Genomic DNA, 17,365 nt, shown 5'->3' with positions numbered 1-17,365 from the left:
GCGGGCGCTTTCTTAGCAGGCGTTTTCTTCGCCGCAACCTTCTTAGCGGGCGCTTTCTTAGCAGGCGTTTTCTTCGCCGCAGCCTTCTTAGCGGGCGCTTTCTTAGCAGGCGTTTTCTTCGCCGCAGCCTTCTTAGCGGGCGTTTTCTTCGCCGCAGCCTTTTTTGTTGGCGCTTTCGCCGCCGCTTTCTTTTTTTCAGCCATTTATCTCTCCTGTCCTGGTCTTTGACCAGATGATCAAAGATGTATGCAGTTCATAGCCCGAAACCTGAACGGCGGCATGGTAGCCGCTTTAGCAGCAATAAATGGGTATCCCAGAAGAAAAGTTAGCCGCGGCGAAATAACGAAGACGGTGGTTCGTCGTCGTCGAAGAATGCATCCATCGCTTCACCATCGCCGCCGACAGACTGACGCAACTCGTCCAAAAGTTCTGTCGGAGGTGGTGTCGCGGCAACCACTTCCGTTGCCGGATACTCCTCTTCTTCTTTCTCCGCATTCTCGCTTGGCGCTACCTCTGGCTCTTCAAGCGGCTCTTCTCTTTCTTCTTCAACCACCGGGGAGACCTCGACTTGCGTCTTTTCTTCGGCCGCCACCTCAGGAGTCGCTGAGATAACCGGCTCCCGCCTTTCTTTAGCTGGAGGTTCTGGGGCTGGCTGCTCTTCAAGAACTTCAACAATCTTTTCGACTACCACCTCTTCGGGCGCTACTAATTCTTCCTCAACCTGAGGTAAAGGTTTCGAGTCAGCCGGAGGTTCTTCGGCAATGACCGCCGACGAGGGCGCCGATGCCTGTTCGGGTCGAGCCTCAATGCCCCCCACCAGGGTCTCAAGGTCCGTCAAGGCAGACCGCAAACGCTTACGGTGTGCCTCGATGTGTTTTTCCATGATGCTCATGTCATCAACCATGCACTGACGGTCGGAGTCAAGGGCCGCCATTTCGGCCAACATTTTGACTCGCCCCTTTTCCACGGCTTGCCGCACCTCGCGCTCCGTCTCCAATACTAAATTCTCTGCTTCTTTTTTGGCATTTTCCACGCAAGAAAGAGCTTCTTCTTTGGCGGCCGCCAGCCCCTCTTCGGCTTCCAGACGGTTTTGCCGCGCCGGGCCTAACTCGCTTTCGATCTGTTCTTCCGCCCGTGTGGCTCGATCGGTAGCGGCTTTGGCTTGCTCCCGTAGAGTTTTGATTTCCTCGATTGCTGCATCCAACACTTCGTCTACTTCAAGGGGGTCGTAGCCGCGAAGTTTTTGACCAAATTGTGTGTCGTTGAGAATATGTAAAATGTCGCCGTCCATAAGCGCATGATAGCCCCCATGTCCCCCATGGCGGGGGCACCTTCAAGCAAAGTTGGCTATGCGCAAATTGCTCGGCGTAAAATGGAAATCGCAAAAAAGATCACCAAAGGCGCTAAGTCAAGACCCATACCGCCCATACGCAGGGGGGGCATGATGCGCCGCAGGGGCAACAAGACTGGGTCGGTCAGGTAATAGACAAAGCCAGCCACGGTGGCTGCGGTTCCTTGCGGGTTCAGGGGGATCCAACTTAAGACCACCCGAAGCAAAACCAATAGCAAGTACAGCCCAAGGAGGCTACAAATTATTTCGTTCATGCTTTGTTGGTCTACGGGCCTTCTTGTTCAAGGCGCCGACGTTCATCAGCAGAAACCTCAACATCAGTTGGCGTCATCAAATAAACTTGGTTAGCTACTTTTTCCATTTCGCCACCCAAGCCGTAACACAGGCCACTGGCAAAATCAATTATGCGGCGAGAGAGGTCAGCGTCCACCCCTTGCAGGTTGACGATCACTGGTTGGTCGGCCACAAAGCGGTCGGCCATTTCTTGCGCATCATTAAAAGAAGTGGGGGCCACCGCATGAGGTTTCGACGCTACGGCCGGGGCGATGGGGCGAACCGTGCCGGTAGGCGTGGGCGTCAGGGGGCGCACCGAGGCCTGACCGGGGGGAACCACCCGAAGTTGTTGCTGGTCGGCGTCAGCGGCGGCACGGGCCTCCGCAAATTGGCCCGAAGACAGTGCCCCTCGTGGGGGCGCCGGGTCATCTTGATAATCGTCGTACGCCTCATCAGGGCCCAGACCAAGGTAAAGCATCAACTTCTTCATCATGGGCTAAACATTACTGCCTAAAGAACCAGCAATGGGGGCATGCTCGCTCTTTTTTGGCCAAGGCCTCAGGAAGAGTGTTGCCGAGGGGGGCGATCGCCAAAGAGTGAGCGCCCAATACGAACCAATGTGGAGCCGCAATCGACGGCCACGGCGAGGTCGTTGCTCATCCCCATGGAGCGTTCGGGTAGGCTGAGTTGGTCGGCTCTTTTTACTAATTCTTTAAAAGCTTCGATGGTGGCTTGTTCATCTTCGGCCACCCCAACGGTCATTAAGCCTTTTACTTTGAGCCCGGCAGCTACCCCTCGGGCAACCAGTGGTTCGAGGTCTTCTACCGAACAGCCATTTTTTCCAGCGGTCTGCCAGGGGGCGAACTGCACCAAAATAGCCGCCCCGGGGTCTCGTTTAGCAATTTCATCAACAAGTGACGGGCGGTCTACGGTTTGCCAAAGAGCTACCCGGCCGGCCAAATGTTTTACTTTGTTGCGTTGCACCGCCCCAATCATGTGCCAGGCAATTTTCGGGTCGTTCATTGCTTCTTGTTTGGCCAACATTTCTTGTGCGTAGTTTTCACCAACTTCGTTTAGTCCCGCTTCTTGGGCAGCCGCTACTGCGTCGGCCGGGAACCCTTTGGTTACCGCCAGGAGTCGGGTCAGGCCACCGCTTCGTTGGTTGAGTTCTGCTTGGAGGGCCGCCGCACGCTCCGTTACTTGCGAAAAATCTAAAGGGGATGCAGCCATAGCTAAAGACTAGGGGCTGTTTCTTGCCAGACGACCAGCGCTTGCCTCTGCGGGGCTTTGCTCGCCCGGTGCGACCAGTGTCGGTCGTCGCAAGACGTGCAAACGTCGTCCACGGTGATTTCATTTATTCCCAGGGAATTAAGCGAGCAAATAGCTGTCGCTCGCAGGTTGAGGGCCGGGTTTCCGTCGGTAGTGGTGGCTACTACCGACGGGCCAAACTGATCAACAAACGATTGCCGGTCGGCCAGGCCGAAGGCATAGCAGCAAGGGCCGATGCTAGGGCCCATAACGGCTGATATTTCTCCCGGTGAAACCTTACGTAGTTGCTTTACCGTGGCGTCGATAATCCCCCCCTTTGTCCCCTTCCAGCCGGCGTGCAGGGCGGCCACCCCTCCCCCTTCGCTGATTAAGGCAATGGGGAGGCAGTCGGCGACGGCAATGGCTAAGACCGCTCCCGGGCAGTCGGTGACTGCGCCGTCGGCGGTCCGTTTGTTTTGCGCACCGGGGCCGGCAACATGCACTACTTGGTCTCCGTGCACTTGGCGCAGAAACGTCCAATGCTCACCGGGCGGGAGCGCCAGGTGAGCATCAGAAGAAGAAAGTGAGTCCGCCACATTTTTAATGGCGGAAGATTGTGCTGGGTTGCCGACGGCTATATCGCCGTCGGCAACCTCAGACATGGCGACCCAGACCAGTTGACCCGACGACAGTCGTCGTTGCGCCAACTTCCGGGCCATGGCCCCTACTTAAGGAAGCTTGGTACGTCAAGCCCGTCATCGGCTTCTGCAGAGGTGTCTGCAAAAACGTCAACCATGGGGCTGTCGGGGGTGGCGGTAGTTGCCCGTTGACGAAGAGCCGGGCGATCTCCGTCCCAGCGGTCGAAACCGGCGGCGATGACCGTTACTCGAACATCGCTTCCCATTTCATCGTCAACTACGGTGCCGAAAATAATGTTGGCATCGGGGTGCGCTACGGCGTGAATGATCTCTGCCGCTTCGTTGACCTCGAACAGGCCCAAGTCGGCGGGTCCCGCGATGGTTAACAAAATACCTCGTGCCCCATCGATGGAAGCTTCCAGCAGTGGGCTAGAGATTGCGTTGCGGGCCGCATTAACGGCACGGCTTTCTCCGGTGGCTTGACCGACACCCATCAAAGCGGAACCTGCATTTTGCATCACCATCTTTACGTCGGCGAAGTCCGTGTTGATCAATCCTGGGGTGGTGATCAAAGTGGTTATGCCTTGCACGCCTTGAAGAAGAACTTCGTCGGCCATGTTGAAAGCATTCAACAATGCAGTTTTTTCATCCGAGATGCTCAGCAAACGATCGTTTGGAATAACGATTTGCGTGTCAACTTTTTCTTTAAGTTGCACGATGCCGTTTTCGGCTTGCACGGCGCGGCGTCGGCCTTCGAAACCGAAAGGACGAGTAACCACGGCGATGGTCAATGCACCGAGTGACTTGGCAACCTCGGCTACCACTGGGGCTGCGCCGGTTCCGGTGCCGCCACCTTCGCCGGCGGTGATGAACACCATGTCGGCGCCATCAATGGCTTCTTCAATTTCGGCCCGGTGGTCTTCGGCTGCTTGGCGCCCAACCTCGGGGTCGCTGCCGGCTCCTAAGCCACGGGTCAGTTCACGACCGATGTCGAGTTTGACATCAGCGTCGCTCATAAGCAGTGCTTGAGCATCAGTGTTGACGGCGATAAATTCGACGCCTCGAAGGCCAGATTCTATCATGCGGTTGACGGCGTTTACGCCACCACCGCCGACGCCGATGACCTTGATCACTGCGAGATAGTTTTGCGGGTTGTTTGCCATTTTTTTCTTTCCTCACTTTTCCCACCCCAACCTTAAGGTTGAGGTTTAGGGTTCTGTTGTTAAACCTCTTCTAATAGTTGAGATACTACGCGGAGTAGTCACGCAACATCAACCCGTGGTCGTTAAACAACCGAAGGAAAAACCTGAAAACCTTAGAAAATCAAGGTTTCACTGGAGAAAAAAACCTTAACAAGTGCCCTGTGTGCGAAGCAAAACCGGGTTTTGATGAATTGACACATCGATCACCTCTAGACAAGAAAGCTCCACCCGAGTAAGCACGGTGGCCAAGGAACGCATCTCATCTCGGTAATCCGTGCCGATCCCCAACTCAGCTATCACCCCTCCTACCAACTCCGCGCGCACCCCATCACCGGTTGGCGCCAAGGCTAAAATCCAGGCACCCAAATCAGGAGTGACTTCTTCGGCCGCTCGCAACAACGGGGTGATGCTGCTCACACGAGTACCGGGGCCACCTACCGAGTCAACCCGAATCACTGGCAAGGTCTCCTGCCCCGGTTGAGTCGCCGCCAAAACCGTGCCCGTGCGATCCAGTAAGAACCTCTCCCCGATCGGATTCACCGCCACCACCATAGGCACCCGCTCGGTAAAACTTATACGCACGGTTTGAGGCCACGCTCGCTCCACCGAAGCTTCCTCCACCCAAGGAAGGGCGGTCACCCGATCATCGATTTCTTCCGCATTAACGTCAACCATGGGCGAGCCGTAAACCAGCCCAGAAGCCGCCAACACCTCCGCCTCGAGAACCCTTCCGTCCTCACCATGGACCTCAATAGTGGCGACAGCCAGCAGCGAAGAACGGGTGGCCGCAAAAGCCCCCACCAGCACAACCACTACGGCCAAAACCGCCCAAGCCCAGCGAAGCCAGCGTGCGCCCTGGGGCTTCGTATTTTCTTCAGCCTCCATGTTCATCAACGAACCCCACCATTACTGTTTCTGCCTGCAGGGCAACCCCTGTTTCTTCTAGAACTTTTTTTTGCACTAATTGCATCAAGGCATAGATGTCATCGGCCCGGCCCTGGAGGTCCGCCTGAATAAAGTTCGCATGTTTCGTAGATACCTCGGCCGTCCCCAAACGGTGACCTTTCAGCCCCACCGATTCAATCAACCGACCCGCAGAATCATTTGAAGGGTTAGCAAAAACTGACCCCGCATTTTGACCCCCTGGTTGGTTGTTCCTTCGCCACTGCACAATCTCAGTCAATTCCTGGGGGCCCTCGCCCGTGCCGTCTGCAGCTAAGAGCAAGGTTGCCTCGACCACCACATGGCAAGGCTTTAAAGCTGACCGTCGGTAACCCAAAGCAAGATCCGACTTTGACCATCGGGATGTTTCCCCAATTGAGAGATCAACCACCAACACGCTTTGGAGAACTTCTTTCATTTCTGCGCCATGGCCCCCCGCATTCATGCGCACCGCTCCCCCGATGGACCCCGGAACCCCGACCGCCCAAGCGAAACCTTGGAGACCCGCTTGCACACTCTGGCGAGCCACCACCGGCAAAAGAGCCGCCCCCCCTGCCGTAACGGTGGCCTCCTCCAAAGAAACCGATTCAAAAGCTGCACCAAGTTGCACCACTAAGCCAGCAAACCCCTGGTCAGCGACCAAAAGATTTGAGCCGCGTCCAATAACCAAAAAACAAACATCGTGTCTTGCCGTAACACTTGCCACTTTTTGCAACTCTTCTGGCGACTCAACCTGTACAAACAAAGCCGCTGAACCACCCACCTTGTAAGTAGACAAAGCACCTAGCGGGTGTTCTTCCTGACACCCTTTGGTTAGGGAAATCTTTCGAAGGTCCTTTGCCAAGACCCGCAGTACGTCATTCATTTTTGCCGCTCAAAAGCATTTGCACCTCGTCAGGAACCGTGGTGAGGTCACCCGCACCCATGGTCAGGCAGCAATCGCCGTCCGCCAACACGTTGCCTAAAGCAGCCACCAGATCGGTGCGCCGTTCAACATAGTGGATTTCAAGATCGGGGCAGTCTGCACGCACCGCATCCACAATTAGTTGTCCAGAGACCCCCGGTCGAGGTGCTTCCCCTGAGGGGTAAACATCGGTGACATAAAGTAAATCCGCTTCGTTAAATGCCTCACCAAAAGAGCGCCAGAGTGCTTCGGTGCGGCTATAGCGGTGGGGTTGAAAAACCGCCACTAGTCGATTCCAGTTGCCACTTTTTGCTGCAGAAATGGTGGCAACCACTTCGGTAGGCAGATGCGCATAGTCATCAACAAAATGCACACCCTCTTTTTGACCCCGGTGTTCAAAGCGTCGCGCTACACCGCTAAAGCGAGAAAGTGCTTCAGTAACGGCCGCTGGTTCTGCACCCGCCAACAAGGCAATAACCGCCGCACAGGCAGCATTGCGTGCATTATGCAAACCCGGAACAGGAAGAGAAACCGGCACACTCAGGCCATCTGGACCGTCCAGAAGAAACGACACCCCCTCCCATTTTTCGTTTACCTCACTAATTAACCAGTCAGCCTCTGGCGAAGTTCCCACCGTGGTTGCTCCGGTCGCTTGGGCCAAAAGGGCGCCTTGTTCGTCGTCGATACCTACCACCACCGGTCCATCAGTTTCTCGCACGAATTGCTGGAAAGCCTCACGGAGCGCCGCGAAGCCTCCGTGATGTTCAAGGTGGTCGGCTTCCACGTTGGTCACCACAGCAAACTTGCGGGGCAAGCGCAGAAAAGATCCGTCGCTTTCATCACCTTCCACCACAAAAAGGTCGCCTTCATCCCAGGCTGCTCCACCGCCCACTTCATTTACTTCGCCGCCGATAATGAACGAAGGCCGACAATGGGCCTCACGTAATATGAGCGCCAACATCGAAGAAGTCGTTGTTTTGCCGTGTGTCCCCGAAACCACGATGCTGGACCGCTGAGCAGCTATTGCCGCTAAGGCCGCTGCTCGACTCACCACCGGCACCCCATGTTCCCAGGCGAAACGGCACTCGCTGTTAATGTCCGGCACTGCTGTTGAACGAGTAACCACCTCCGCCGACCCCACATTGTCGGGATGATGACCCACCGTTACCGTGACCCCCAGAGCCCGCAAACGATCAAGGCCTGCAGATTCTTTAAGATCGGAGCCAGAAACGGTGTGCCCCATAGCATTCAAAACTTCGGCGATGGCTCCCATACCTGCACCGCCTACCCCGACTACGTGTACTGTCCGTGGCACGGCAAGATCGGGCATTTGGTCATCAGGAAACCCAGAGGGTTGACTCAATCCGTTTTCTGGCCCGCCGTTTGCATCAAGTTCAGTCACGCATTTTCTCCTTCACTAGTACTGCTACCTCTTGTGCCGCGTAGGGGCGGCCCAGCGCTGCGCCAGCCTGGGCCATGGTCGCTCGCCGAGCATTGTTTTCCAACAACTCCCCCAGGGTCGCTGCGAGTTGCCTTCCGGTCGTGTCTGCATCGGGCAACAACACCGCCGCCCCGCAAGTTTGTAGTTCCTGTGCGTTGAGCGTTTGGTGATCCCCTGGCGCACCCGGTAAAGGAATAAGTATCGCCGGTACCCCAATGGTGGAGAGTTCCGCCACCGTGGTTGCTCCAGAGCGGCAAATCACCACATCAGCGGCCGCCAATAACTTGGGTAAATTGTTTTCGTATTCCACCGGCCGATAATCAACGTTCGAAGGGGCCTGCCGGGGCTGGCAATCGCTCTGAGCAAAATCTCGTCCCCCCAACACGTGGTGCACCACAATCGGCGCGCCAGCCCAGTCTTCTACCATTTGGGCGGTTGCTTGATTGATGCGGCGCGCCCCCAACGAGCCACCAAACACCACCACCAGATGCTGAGCGTCCAATTGAAGATCCGCTCGTGCGGCACTACGACCCGTCCCATTAGTTAGTCGGCGCACTTCTTCGCGCACCGGGTTACCCAGGTTCGTTGCCTTAGGCAAGCCGGTGTGATCAAAAGCCACCACACATGCTGACGCAAAACGGCCAAATAATCGATTGGCGGCACCCGGTACAGCATTTTGTTCAACCACGACCAACGGAACCCGTAGCAGTACTGCGGCCAACGACCCCGGCACGCTGGCATAGCCGCCCAGCGACACCACCACGCCAGGACGCCGATTGGCAACTATTTTGATGCCCATGGCCATGGCCTTGAGCAAACCCCATACCGCCGCGATGTTGGCCAAAGCGAGTCGCCGTTGAATACCGCGCCCCGGCAGGGCACTCAGCGAGAAACCTGCCTCCGGAGCCAGTCGGACCTCTATCCCCCGTTCGCTGCCCAATAGGTGCACCTCGGAGGCCTCAGTTACTACCCCTTCATCGACCAAAGCTTGTGCTATGGCCAGCCCGGGCAGAACATGCCCCGCGGTGCCCCCACCAGCAATGATTACGGTGCTTCGTTTTACTTTTGCCATGCTTAGTCTTTGGTGTTGGGTGTTAGGTCTGTCGAGCGACGTTAAGCAAAATACCATAAGCACCCATGGTGGCCACTAATGCACTGCCGCCGAAGGACACAAATGGCAAAGGCACCCCAGTAATAGGAAGCAAGCCCAACACCGCACCGATGTTGACAAAAGATTGAATCAATATCCAAACGGTGACCCCGGCTGCCAGGAGTTGCCCGAAAGCGTCGGGGGCATGGATTGCCGTCGATAACCCGGTGAAGCCAATAACGAGGTACAAGACAATGACCAGCATGGCCCCCAATAGCCCGAGTTCTTCCGCCACGATGGCGTAAATAAAGTCCGTATGAGCAAAGGGGAGGAAACCCCACTTAGCTCGACTGGCCCCCAACCCCAAACCAAAAATACCTCCGTTGGATACCGCCACCCCCGCCTGAATGGTTTGCCAACCGGTGTTATGCAGGTCGCTCCATGGATCCCACACCCCTAAAAGGCGCCGTCGTCGATAGCCAGCGTTCATGCTCAGAACACCAGCCGTCAAAACCCCGGCGCCGCCTAGCCCGGCCAAAACACGCAACCGCAGGCCGGCAAAGAAAAGTGCAGAGGCCACCATGGTGGCGATAATAATGGCGGTACCGAGGTCGGGTTCCATCATGAGCAAGAAACCGAAAAGACCAGTGAGTCCTAAGAGTGGGCGGACCGTTTTTTTGAAATCATCAATGTGATAACCAGGACGCGAGAGAAAATCGGCGCAGAAAAGCAACACCGCCAACTTGGCCACTTCAGAAGGTTGAAAGATCAACGGGCCTACCCCCAACCAGCGGGTCGCACCATTCGCGCTGATACCTACTCCGGGGAGCATCACCACGACCAGCAGTACCCCGGCGGTACCCAAAGCTACCCCCGAGAGGTTCCGCAACAAGCGGTAGTCAATGCGCATAACGGCCAAACAAGCCACTAAACCCACCACAAAAAATATCATTTGGCGACGCAGGTGAAACCATGCATCTTCGTGAGCCTGAAGGTCGTTGACCGATGAGGCAGAAAGCACCATCACTACCCCCAACAATGACAATAGCAAAGCGGCCACTCCGAGAATTAAAAAACGAGGGCTGCGTTTACCCGAAGCCCGACGCGGCGAGCGAACGATCTTTTCTGGCTTTGCCCCGGTGCTTTCTTTACCAAGCGAACGAAAGAGTTGCTTTAGACTGAGGTTCATGCGGGTTTTGCTTCTTTATGATTTTGCACCAGACGGATGAAATCTTCCCCACGCTGGACATAAGAGTCGTAGTGGTCAAATGAGGTGCAACCCGGTGACAAAAGAATCGTGCCTTCGTTTTTCGTTACCGAAATGGCTTGGCCGACGGCTTCTTCTAATGAACTGACCACCACTACGGGGCACACTTTTTCAAAAACTGCTTCCATTTGTTTCGCTGCTTCACCGAAGGCCACCACTTGGGTGGGGGCCAGCGAGCCAAGCGGCGAAAGGTCCACCCCTTTGTTGCGCCCACCAACCAAAAGGGTCAGTTCTGAAAAAGATTCCGCGGCGCTCATCACCGCATGAGGAGTGGTGGCTTTGCTGTCATTAATAAACGTCACGCCATCAATTTCTCCGACGACCTGCATGCGATGCGGTAACCCAGTAAAGGAGCGTAGGGCTATTGCGCACCCCGATACTGATGCACCGAAGCGCATGGCCAAAGCCAACGCTGCTTGGGCATTGGCCAAATCGTGGAGGAAACGACGAGGCAATTCGCTGATGGCCACCACTTGCTGCTCGTCAAAAACTAGCCATCCATTTTCTAACCGACAGGTCGCCTCTGCCGTACCAAAACTGGTGGCCCCTGCTGGGGCATGGGCCGCCACTACCGGGTCGGCCAAATTTGCAATGGCTTGGACCGGTTCTTCAAGACCTTCCCAAATACGTGCTTTGGCTGCTTGATAGGCGGCCAAATCCTGGTGGAGATCAAGGTGGTCGGGGGCGAAGTTCAACCAGGCCGCAGGGTGAGCAGAAAACTTTTGGGTGTGAGCCAACCGAAACGAGGAGGCTTCTAAGACGAACCGCTCGGTGGCTTGATCATCGAGGGCCGCAACTAGTGGAATTTCCGTGTTGCCAACCGCACAAGCCTTTATGCCTGATTCAGCCAGCATGTTCACCACCAAAGTAACCACCGTAGTTTTTCCGTTGGTTCCCGTGACGGCACAGCACGGCCGATCGTCCCACGCTTGCGCTAAGTCAAACTCGTCGAGAATCGGCACATGACTTGTTTTGGCCTGAGTAAAAACTGGGTGCGCATCGGGTAGGCCGGGGCTCACCACCACCTGTCGGCAACCGTTCAACAACTCTGCCCATTGGTTGCCTTGTGGAGCTTCGAAATAATCTACGTTGAGCCTTTTTGCCGTTTCACGAGAAAGTTCCGTGGGGTGATCGTCCACTACCCGCACCGGCTCTTGACGGCTTTGCAATGCTCGTACCACTGCTTGGCCGGTGACACCCAAGCCAACCACCAAGGTGTGTTGGCTCACGGGCCAAACACCGTGACCCCTGCTTTGATGGAATCGGCGTAGAACAAGCCCAAACTTACCGCCGTGCAAAGGCCAGAGATAATCCAAAAACGAACAATAACCGTTGTTTCGGGCCACCCACCGAGTTCAAAGTGGTGATGCACCGGGGCCATCCGAAAAATACGTCGTCCTCCAAAAAGGCGGAAACTGCCGACTTGCAAAATCACCGAAACGGTTTCCATAACAAACAATCCGGCCACGATAGGCAACAGCAACTGGGTGTTAGTAGCTAACGCTAAAGCAGCCAAACCGGTACCGATAGCCAGTGACCCGGTGTCGCCCATAAATATTTGCGCCGGGGCGGCGTTCCACCAGAGAAACCCGATGCAGCCACCGGCCATGGCGGCCGCCACGATGGCCAAGTCCAAAGCGTGCGCCACCTGATAGGTGTCGTAGTAGCGGAACTGCCAAAAAGCCATAACCACAAAAGCGGCAAAACCTAAGGTGCTGGCTCCGGCGGCCAGCCCGTCGAGTCCATCGGTGAGGTTCACAGCATTGGATGAACCGATAATCAATAGCACTGCCCAAGCCACCCACAAAATGTTTCCCAGTTCGATTCCCGGTTGCGAATAACGGGTAAACGAAAGGGTGGTATGCACCGAGGTGTAGTTGACCATAAGCACCCCAAAGGTGATGGCTACGGCAAGCAGGCCCAACATTTTAGTGCGTTTATTTAAACCAAGGTTGCGTTCTCGTACCACCTTGATCCAGTCGTCGAGCAAGCCCACCGCTCCCCCGCCCACGATGGCCAAGATGACAAAAATTCCGCTCCGGGTGTAAATGCCGCGGTACAGGTTGCTGGCCATGTAGCCGGTAAAGGCACCGACCACAATGGCCAGGCCGCCCATGGTTGGGGTGCCCGCTTTAAAGGCATGCCCTTGGGGGCCGTCGTCGCGAATCGGTTGGCCTATGCGGAGGCGAGTAAGCCAAAGAATTAAAAAACGTGTGCCAATAAGCGAAACGACCATAGAGACCGCAGCGGCCAGCAGTAAGCCGATCACTGGTTCATCTCCGAGAGAAGTTCTTCAACTATTTGACGGTCGTCGAAAGGAAAGAACTGGCCCGCTATTTCTTGGGTCTGTTCGTGTCCTTTTCCGGCAATCACTACCACGTCGCCGGGGTTGGCGGCATAGAGCGCGGCGGCTATTGCTTTCGCTCGGTCAAGTTCTTGGAGGGCAGGTTGCTCGGTCATCCCTACAAGAATGTCCTCTATGACCCCCCTAGGTGGTTCATCCCTCGGATTATCTGAAGTCACGAAGCATAAATCGGCACCTTTTTGTGCCGCCGCTCCCATTAACGGGCGCTTCCCGTGGTCACGATTTCCACCGCAGCCAAAGACCAGCAACACTTTTTTGCTTCCCGCTAAGGATCGGGCGGCCAGCAAAACCGTCGCTAAGGCCTCTGGCGTGTGGGCATAGTCGACTACTACTACTGGCCCACCTGCTGCCGCAATGGTCTCAAAGCGGCCTGGTACCGGTGTCACTTGTTGGAGCGCTTCGACAATGGTGGCCGGCCCCACCCCAACGATTTGCGCCAACTCTGCCGCTACTAAAGCATTGGTCGCCATAAATGCGGCCCCCAGAGGCAACACAATCTCGTGGCCCTGCCACACAAACACCGTGCTGGTGGGGTGAACGACAATTTTTGCTTGGTCTGACGAAACGGTGGCCACCTGCAAACCCTTTGTTTGGGCCTGCGTGGCGATTTCTTGGCCAACTTGGTCATCGATCACTACTACTGCTTGCTGCGAAAAGGCCAATGAGAAAAGTCGTTCTTTTGCTGCCCGGTAGGCGGCCAAGTCGGGGTGGTAGTCAAGATGATCACGAGACAGGTTGGTGAAAGCCACTGCAGCAAAACTTGTACCATCTGCTCGGTGTTGCGTTAAAGCGTGTGAGGAAACCTCCATGACCACGCTGTCCATGCCTTCATTTTTCCATTGGGCTAAGCGCTGTTGAAGATCGGGTGCTTCTGGAGTGGTGCGCTCCCCATTTAAGGTGCCCGATAAGGCCACCTGGCGTCCGGCAAAAGAAAGTATTTGTGTCAAAAGGTGCGCCACGCTGGTTTTTCCGTTGGTGCCGGTAACGCCAATAACCATCAGGTGGCGGCTGGGGTCTTCAAAAATAGCGCTACTTAGTAGCGCCATGGCGGGCCGGACGTCATCCACCATGACCACGGGAACGTTTGTTGCGACCGGTCGATCCGCCACCACGGCAACTGCTCCAGCCGCCAGGGCAGACGCAATGTGCTGGTGGCCGTCATGAGCCAAGCCCCGAACGCAACAAAAAATGTTGCCTGGTTTTACTTGGCGAGAATCGTAAGCAACTCCGGTGATTTCAACGGCAAGGGTTTCGGTCGCCACGGATTCTGCGCCCTTTAGCCCTGCGGCATTTATTAATGACTGAAGGTCCATGTCAGCCGGTGGCCGAGAGGGCCACCTCACCGTCGTTAAGAGCGGCGGCAGCAGCTTCGGCTTCGGCGATGGCCCGAACTTGAGCGGGGGTAGCAGCAATGACCCGGCCGACGTCTTCGAGGCCGATGCGTTCTGACTCTGAGGGGATACGCATTTGACGGACCGCAAACTGTGCGAACTCAGCAAAGACTGGTGCTGCAGCGCTGCCCCCGGAGTAGGTGGGGTAGGTGGGTTCATCGATCACCACGAGGATGGCCAGTTCAGGTGCTTCGGCAGGAAGAAAGCCGGCGAAACTTGCTACGTATTCGAGTTCTCCGATTTCTCGGCCGTAGCCACCCGCGGGGTGCGGCTTCCAAGCGGTTCCGGTTTTTCCGGCTACTCGATAGCCCGGCACTTGAGCGTTCACGCCGGTACCTTCGGCGACCACTGCTTCCATCATGGGGATCAGCATCTCGGCGGTTTCTTCGGGGAAGACTCGGCGAGAGGCTTCGCTGGACAAAATATTGAACATGCCATCATTGTCGCGCGTTCCTAAGACCAATGTGGGGGCAGGACGTAACCCGCCGTTGGCGATGGTGGCGTAAGCCGTCACCATCTGCATAGGAGACACCGCCACGCCTTGCCCAATGGCGATGGTAGGCAACGAGGTGCCCGTCCATTTACCTACTGGGGTCAGCAGGCCGCTGGCTTCCCCGGGGAAATCTAGTCCGGTGGGTGAGCCAATGCCGAACTCCACCAACTGGTCGTAGAGTCGCTCGGCGCCAAGGTCTTGAGCCCACAATATGGTGCCCACGTTGGAGGATTGGCGCAAAATGTCGGCCACCGTCCATTCTTCTTCTTCGTGGGCAAATGAGTCGGTGAACTCGCCGTCAGATACCCGTACCCAGTTGTCAACCAAACGACTTGAGGAAGGGCCAGCCGTTTTGGTTTCTAAGATCGCTGAAAAAGTTAACGGCTTCATAATGGAGCCAGGCTCGTAGGTCCAGGTGACCGCACGATGTTCCGACGCGGGCACAACCAAGCCGTCCTCGCCGCGGACCACGGTGGCCGATGCGAGGACTTCTCCGGTGGCCGGATGCATGGCCACCAGTATCCCCGCTTCGGCATTGGCATTAATCACCCCTTCAGTCAGCAACCGCTCTGCCTCAAACTGAAGCGACCGGTCAATGGAGAGGACCAGCGTCTCCCCTTCTTTGGCCGGGTCTATTTGATACTGGCCGCCGGGGATGGTCGAGCCACTAGCGCCCACTTCGACAACCATTTGACCGGTGGTTCCCGAAAGCAAACCGTCGTAGACCAGTTCAAGACCGCTAATACCGATGCTGTCAATGTCGGTGCGTCCCAGTACGGCCAAGCTTGACTCGTTGCCGGGCCGGACTCGCGAGCGTTCGTCAATGGCGTAAACCCCAGGGAGGTTGAGGGCCAAAACATCGTCCACTACTTTTTCTTCTACTTGTCGTACCAAGTAGGCGAAGGAGCGATCGCTAGCTAACCGGTTGTAGAGGGTTTCCTCGCTGGTGCTGATCAGGTCGGCTAGCGCTCGGGCAGAACGGCCTGGTTCAATTACCAAACGGGGGTCCACTATCAGTGATTGCAAGGGCACCGAGAGAGCGAGGTCCACACCATTGCGGTCGATGATGGCGCCCCGCCCGGCCGGCAGGGTGACAGTGCGAATACTTTGAGCGCTTCCGAATTCTTGATAGCGCTGATCATTTTGTAGGACTTGGAGGTTCACCAGGCGCCAACCGAAGAAGGCGGCCGCCAAAATAAAAGTAAAACCGGCAAAGGCTGAACGGCGTCGTATTTGACGCCCTCCGCTAGCCTTTTTGGAGTTCTTTTTCACTGCTGCGCTCATCGACTGGTCCTTGAGAAGGGGTTATATGAGGGGGCAGGCACGGGATGCAGTAGGTCACCAGGCACCACCGCGGCCAGATACACCCGAGCAGGCGGCGGCACCATGCCTAAGCGTCCTTGGGCTACTGCCAAAATGCGATCAGGGTTTTCCAGCCGAGCTACTTCCATGCGGAGTACTTGTGATTGTTCCTGAGCGTTTTCGAGACGGGCATTTAAGCGATCGAGACCAAATTGCTCGCTCACTAAAACGCTGCGAAACCCTGCCAAAGCAAGCAACAAAACGAACACTGCGAGTACCACCAGGATGGCCCAAGAGCCCACTCGACTTGGTTGGTCAGTGGTGGCCCGGGGTGCGGTTTGGGTGGCGCCCCGTAGCGGCCAGTTAATTGCCGTCATGATGAATTACTTCTTTCGTTTTGAGTCGTTCAACGGTGCGAAGCCGGGCGCTGGCCGCCCGCCGGTTGACTTGTTTTTCGGATTCCGTGGGGGTGACCGAGCCTCGCCGCAGTAAGCGGACCAAAGGTTGTGCGCCGCAGCCACAGGGCAGTTGTGCCGGGCATTGGCACCCGCCGGTAGAGGCGTTCACAAAGGTTTTTTTTACCAGACGGTCTTCACCGGAGTGGTAAGACAAAACTGCTCCTCGCCCACCGGGGCGAAGCCGCTTGATCGCTGTTTGGAGGGCTGGTTCGATTTGCGCCAGCTCACCGTTTACTTCAATGCGAAGTGCTTGAAAAGTACGTTTAGCGGGGTGGCCGCCTTTGCGACGTGCCGCAGCGGGAATCGCTTCTTTAATAACGTCGGCCAGGGTTGCGGTGTCTTCGAGGGGGCGGTTGCTTACTATGGCGGCCGCTATTTGACGAGAGAAGCGTTCATCCCCATAGCGATAGAGGACTTGAGACAACTGGTCTGCCGGGTACTCGTTGACAATTTTGTGGGCGGTCAGATCTTGGCGGCGATCCATTCGCATATCCAGCGGCCCGCAGTGGCGAAAACTAAAACCCCGGTCGGCGTGGTCGAGTTGCGGCGAAGACACCCCGAGGTCAAAGAGGAATCCAGAAAGTTCCGTAATGCCTAACTGGTCCATCACGTTGCCTAGTTCGGCGAAGGTCGCTTGGTGCAAGGTGGTGCGCTCGGCCATGGGGGCCAATCGTTCGGCTGCTGCTTTAAGGGCTACGGCATCACGGTCTAAACCCAGCAAGGTCCAATCGGGACGTTGTTCAAGTAGTGCGCTGGCGTGCCCGGCACCGCCCAAGGTGGCATCTAAAATAACGCCGCTGGGTGCGGGGTCAAGAGCTTGGCAAATTTCTTTCAGCATCACGGGCTGATGCAAAAATGCTTCGGAGGGGGAAAGAGTGCTCATGATGCGTTGGCTCCTCGAAAGACCGGGGGCAACAAGCCCGCCCATTGACAGTCCCTCGACCAGCGAACGCCCGTCGGGTTGTCTCTCCTGATCGGGCTGGACGGCAAGCGGGCGGAG

Annotated in this window: 18 protein-coding genes; all 18 read right to left on the bottom strand. The window is 56.4% G+C overall.

Translation table 11 applies throughout. The features are described from left to right. Positions 1-203, bottom strand: a 203-nt coding sequence (locus EYQ49_01690) for a DNA-binding protein (GenBank protein HIG24591.1), incomplete at its 3' end; no start/stop codon positions are given. 122 nt (positions 204-325) lie between these two features. Then, positions 326-1,291 carry a DivIVA domain-containing protein gene (locus tag EYQ49_01685; GenBank protein HIG24590.1) on the bottom strand — a complete coding sequence of 322 codons (966 nt, stop codon included), beginning with the start codon at positions 1,289-1,291 and terminating at the stop codon, positions 326-328. 56 nt (positions 1,292-1,347) lie between these two features. Continuing rightward, positions 1,348-1,605 (bottom strand): YggT family protein, encoded by a 258-nt coding sequence (locus EYQ49_01680; protein ID HIG24589.1) that lies wholly within the window; start codon positions 1,603-1,605, stop codon positions 1,348-1,350. A gap of 11 nt (positions 1,606-1,616) precedes the next feature. Continuing rightward, on the bottom strand, positions 1,617-2,117 hold the full coding sequence (locus tag EYQ49_01675; protein HIG24588.1) for a cell division protein SepF: 501 nt from the start codon (positions 2,115-2,117) through the stop codon (positions 1,617-1,619). 65 nt (positions 2,118-2,182) lie between these two features. Beyond that, on the bottom strand, positions 2,183-2,854 hold the full coding sequence (locus EYQ49_01670) for a YggS family pyridoxal phosphate-dependent enzyme (GenBank protein HIG24587.1): 672 nt from the start codon (positions 2,852-2,854) through the stop codon (positions 2,183-2,185). Between the two features lie 2 nt (positions 2,855-2,856). After that, positions 2,857-3,591: a peptidoglycan editing factor PgeF gene (gene pgeF / locus EYQ49_01665; GenBank protein ID HIG24586.1), complete on the bottom strand. Its 735-nt coding sequence runs from the start codon at positions 3,589-3,591 to the stop codon at positions 2,857-2,859. Between the two features lie 5 nt (positions 3,592-3,596). After that, positions 3,597-4,673, bottom strand: coding sequence for a cell division protein FtsZ (gene ftsZ, locus EYQ49_01660; GenBank protein HIG24585.1), 1,077 nt, complete (start codon positions 4,671-4,673; stop codon positions 3,597-3,599). A 186-nt stretch (positions 4,674-4,859) separates the two neighbouring features. Next, positions 4,860-5,603 (bottom strand): FtsQ-type POTRA domain-containing protein, encoded by a 744-nt coding sequence (locus EYQ49_01655; GenBank protein ID HIG24584.1) that lies wholly within the window; start codon positions 5,601-5,603, stop codon positions 4,860-4,862. Further along, positions 5,587-6,519 carry a UDP-N-acetylmuramate dehydrogenase gene (gene murB, locus EYQ49_01650; GenBank protein HIG24583.1) on the bottom strand — a complete coding sequence of 311 codons (933 nt, stop codon included), beginning with the start codon at positions 6,517-6,519 and terminating at the stop codon, positions 5,587-5,589. Before murB ends, EYQ49_01655 begins: the two co-directional genes overlap by 17 nt. Then, positions 6,512-7,960, bottom strand: a complete 1,449-nt coding sequence (gene murC, locus EYQ49_01645; protein HIG24582.1) for a UDP-N-acetylmuramate--L-alanine ligase — start codon at positions 7,958-7,960, stop codon at positions 6,512-6,514. The genes murB and murC overlap by 8 nt, the downstream gene beginning before the upstream one ends. Further along, positions 7,953-9,128 (bottom strand): undecaprenyldiphospho-muramoylpentapeptide beta-N-acetylglucosaminyltransferase, encoded by a 1,176-nt coding sequence (gene murG, locus EYQ49_01640; protein HIG24581.1) that lies wholly within the window; start codon positions 9,126-9,128, stop codon positions 7,953-7,955. The genes murC and murG overlap by 8 nt, the downstream gene beginning before the upstream one ends. Continuing rightward, complete coding sequence (gene ftsW, locus EYQ49_01635; protein HIG24580.1) at positions 9,094-10,278, bottom strand: putative lipid II flippase FtsW; 1,185 nt, start codon at positions 10,276-10,278, stop codon at positions 9,094-9,096. The genes murG and ftsW overlap by 35 nt, the downstream gene beginning before the upstream one ends. After that, entirely contained in the window at positions 10,275-11,702 is a 1,428-nt protein-coding gene (murD, locus tag EYQ49_01630) for a UDP-N-acetylmuramoyl-L-alanine--D-glutamate ligase (protein HIG24579.1), read from the bottom strand. The genes ftsW and murD overlap by 4 nt, the downstream gene beginning before the upstream one ends. Next, positions 11,582-12,625, bottom strand: a complete 1,044-nt coding sequence (locus EYQ49_01625; protein ID HIG24578.1) for a phospho-N-acetylmuramoyl-pentapeptide-transferase — start codon at positions 12,623-12,625, stop codon at positions 11,582-11,584. The genes murD and EYQ49_01625 overlap by 121 nt, the downstream gene beginning before the upstream one ends. Beyond that, positions 12,622-14,271: a UDP-N-acetylmuramoyl-L-alanyl-D-glutamate--2,6-diaminopimelate ligase gene (locus EYQ49_01620; GenBank protein HIG24577.1), complete on the bottom strand. Its 1,650-nt coding sequence runs from the start codon at positions 14,269-14,271 to the stop codon at positions 12,622-12,624. Before EYQ49_01620 ends, EYQ49_01625 begins: the two co-directional genes overlap by 4 nt. Continuing rightward, positions 14,036-15,889, bottom strand: a complete 1,854-nt coding sequence (locus EYQ49_01615) for a penicillin-binding protein 2 (GenBank protein HIG24576.1) — start codon at positions 15,887-15,889, stop codon at positions 14,036-14,038. Before EYQ49_01615 ends, EYQ49_01620 begins: the two co-directional genes overlap by 236 nt. Then, a complete protein-coding gene (locus EYQ49_01610) occupies positions 15,886-16,284 on the bottom strand; it encodes a hypothetical protein (protein HIG24575.1) in 399 nt (132 codons plus the stop codon). The genes EYQ49_01615 and EYQ49_01610 overlap by 4 nt, the downstream gene beginning before the upstream one ends. Next, the gene (gene rsmH, locus EYQ49_01605) at positions 16,271-17,248 is read right to left on the bottom strand and encodes a 16S rRNA (cytosine(1402)-N(4))-methyltransferase RsmH (protein HIG24574.1); all 978 of its coding nucleotides are present in this window, start codon (positions 17,246-17,248) and stop codon (positions 16,271-16,273) included. Before rsmH ends, EYQ49_01610 begins: the two co-directional genes overlap by 14 nt. Between the last annotated feature and the right edge of the window lie 117 nt (positions 17,249-17,365).

The organism is Acidimicrobiia bacterium (assembly GCA_012959995.1).
In the GTDB taxonomy this organism is placed as follows: Bacteria; Actinomycetota; Acidimicrobiia; order Acidimicrobiales; family MedAcidi-G1; genus MedAcidi-G2B.
The sequence above is the reverse complement of the archived record's forward strand: the minus strand, read 5'-3'. Positions and strand labels throughout refer to the sequence as shown.

Excerpts from the sequence above, each read along its gene's own strand:
- EYQ49_01685 (HIG24590.1), bottom strand. The coding sequence starts at position 1,291 with ATGGACGGCGACATTTTACATATTCTCAACGACACACAATTTGGTCAA.
- EYQ49_01680 (HIG24589.1), bottom strand. The coding sequence starts at position 1,605 with ATGAACGAAATAATTTGTAGCCTCCTTGGGCTGTACTTGCTATTGGTT.
- EYQ49_01675 (HIG24588.1), bottom strand. The coding sequence starts at position 2,117 with ATGATGAAGAAGTTGATGCTTTACCTTGGTCTGGGCCCTGATGAGGCG.
- EYQ49_01670 (HIG24587.1), bottom strand. The coding sequence starts at position 2,854 with ATGGCTGCATCCCCTTTAGATTTTTCGCAAGTAACGGAGCGTGCGGCG.
- pgeF (HIG24586.1), bottom strand. The coding sequence starts at position 3,591 with ATGGCCCGGAAGTTGGCGCAACGACGACTGTCGTCGGGTCAACTGGTC.
- ftsZ (HIG24585.1), bottom strand. The coding sequence starts at position 4,673 with ATGGCAAACAACCCGCAAAACTATCTCGCAGTGATCAAGGTCATCGGC.
- EYQ49_01655 (HIG24584.1), bottom strand. The coding sequence starts at position 5,603 with ATGAACATGGAGGCTGAAGAAAATACGAAGCCCCAGGGCGCACGCTGG.
- murB (HIG24583.1), bottom strand. The coding sequence starts at position 6,519 with ATGAATGACGTACTGCGGGTCTTGGCAAAGGACCTTCGAAAGATTTCC.
- murG (HIG24581.1), bottom strand. The coding sequence starts at position 9,128 with ATGGTATTTTGCTTAACGTCGCTCGACAGACCTAACACCCAACACCAA.
- ftsW (HIG24580.1), bottom strand. The coding sequence starts at position 10,278 with ATGAACCTCAGTCTAAAGCAACTCTTTCGTTCGCTTGGTAAAGAAAGC.
- EYQ49_01620 (HIG24577.1), bottom strand. The coding sequence starts at position 14,271 with ATGAACCCACCTACCCCACCTACTCCGGGGGCAGCGCTGCAGCACCAG.
- EYQ49_01615 (HIG24576.1), bottom strand. The coding sequence starts at position 15,889 with ATGAGCGCAGCAGTGAAAAAGAACTCCAAAAAGGCTAGCGGAGGGCGT.
- EYQ49_01610 (HIG24575.1), bottom strand. The coding sequence starts at position 16,284 with ATGACGGCAATTAACTGGCCGCTACGGGGCGCCACCCAAACCGCACCC.
- rsmH (HIG24574.1), bottom strand. The coding sequence starts at position 17,248 with ATGAGCACTCTTTCCCCCTCCGAAGCATTTTTGCATCAGCCCGTGATG.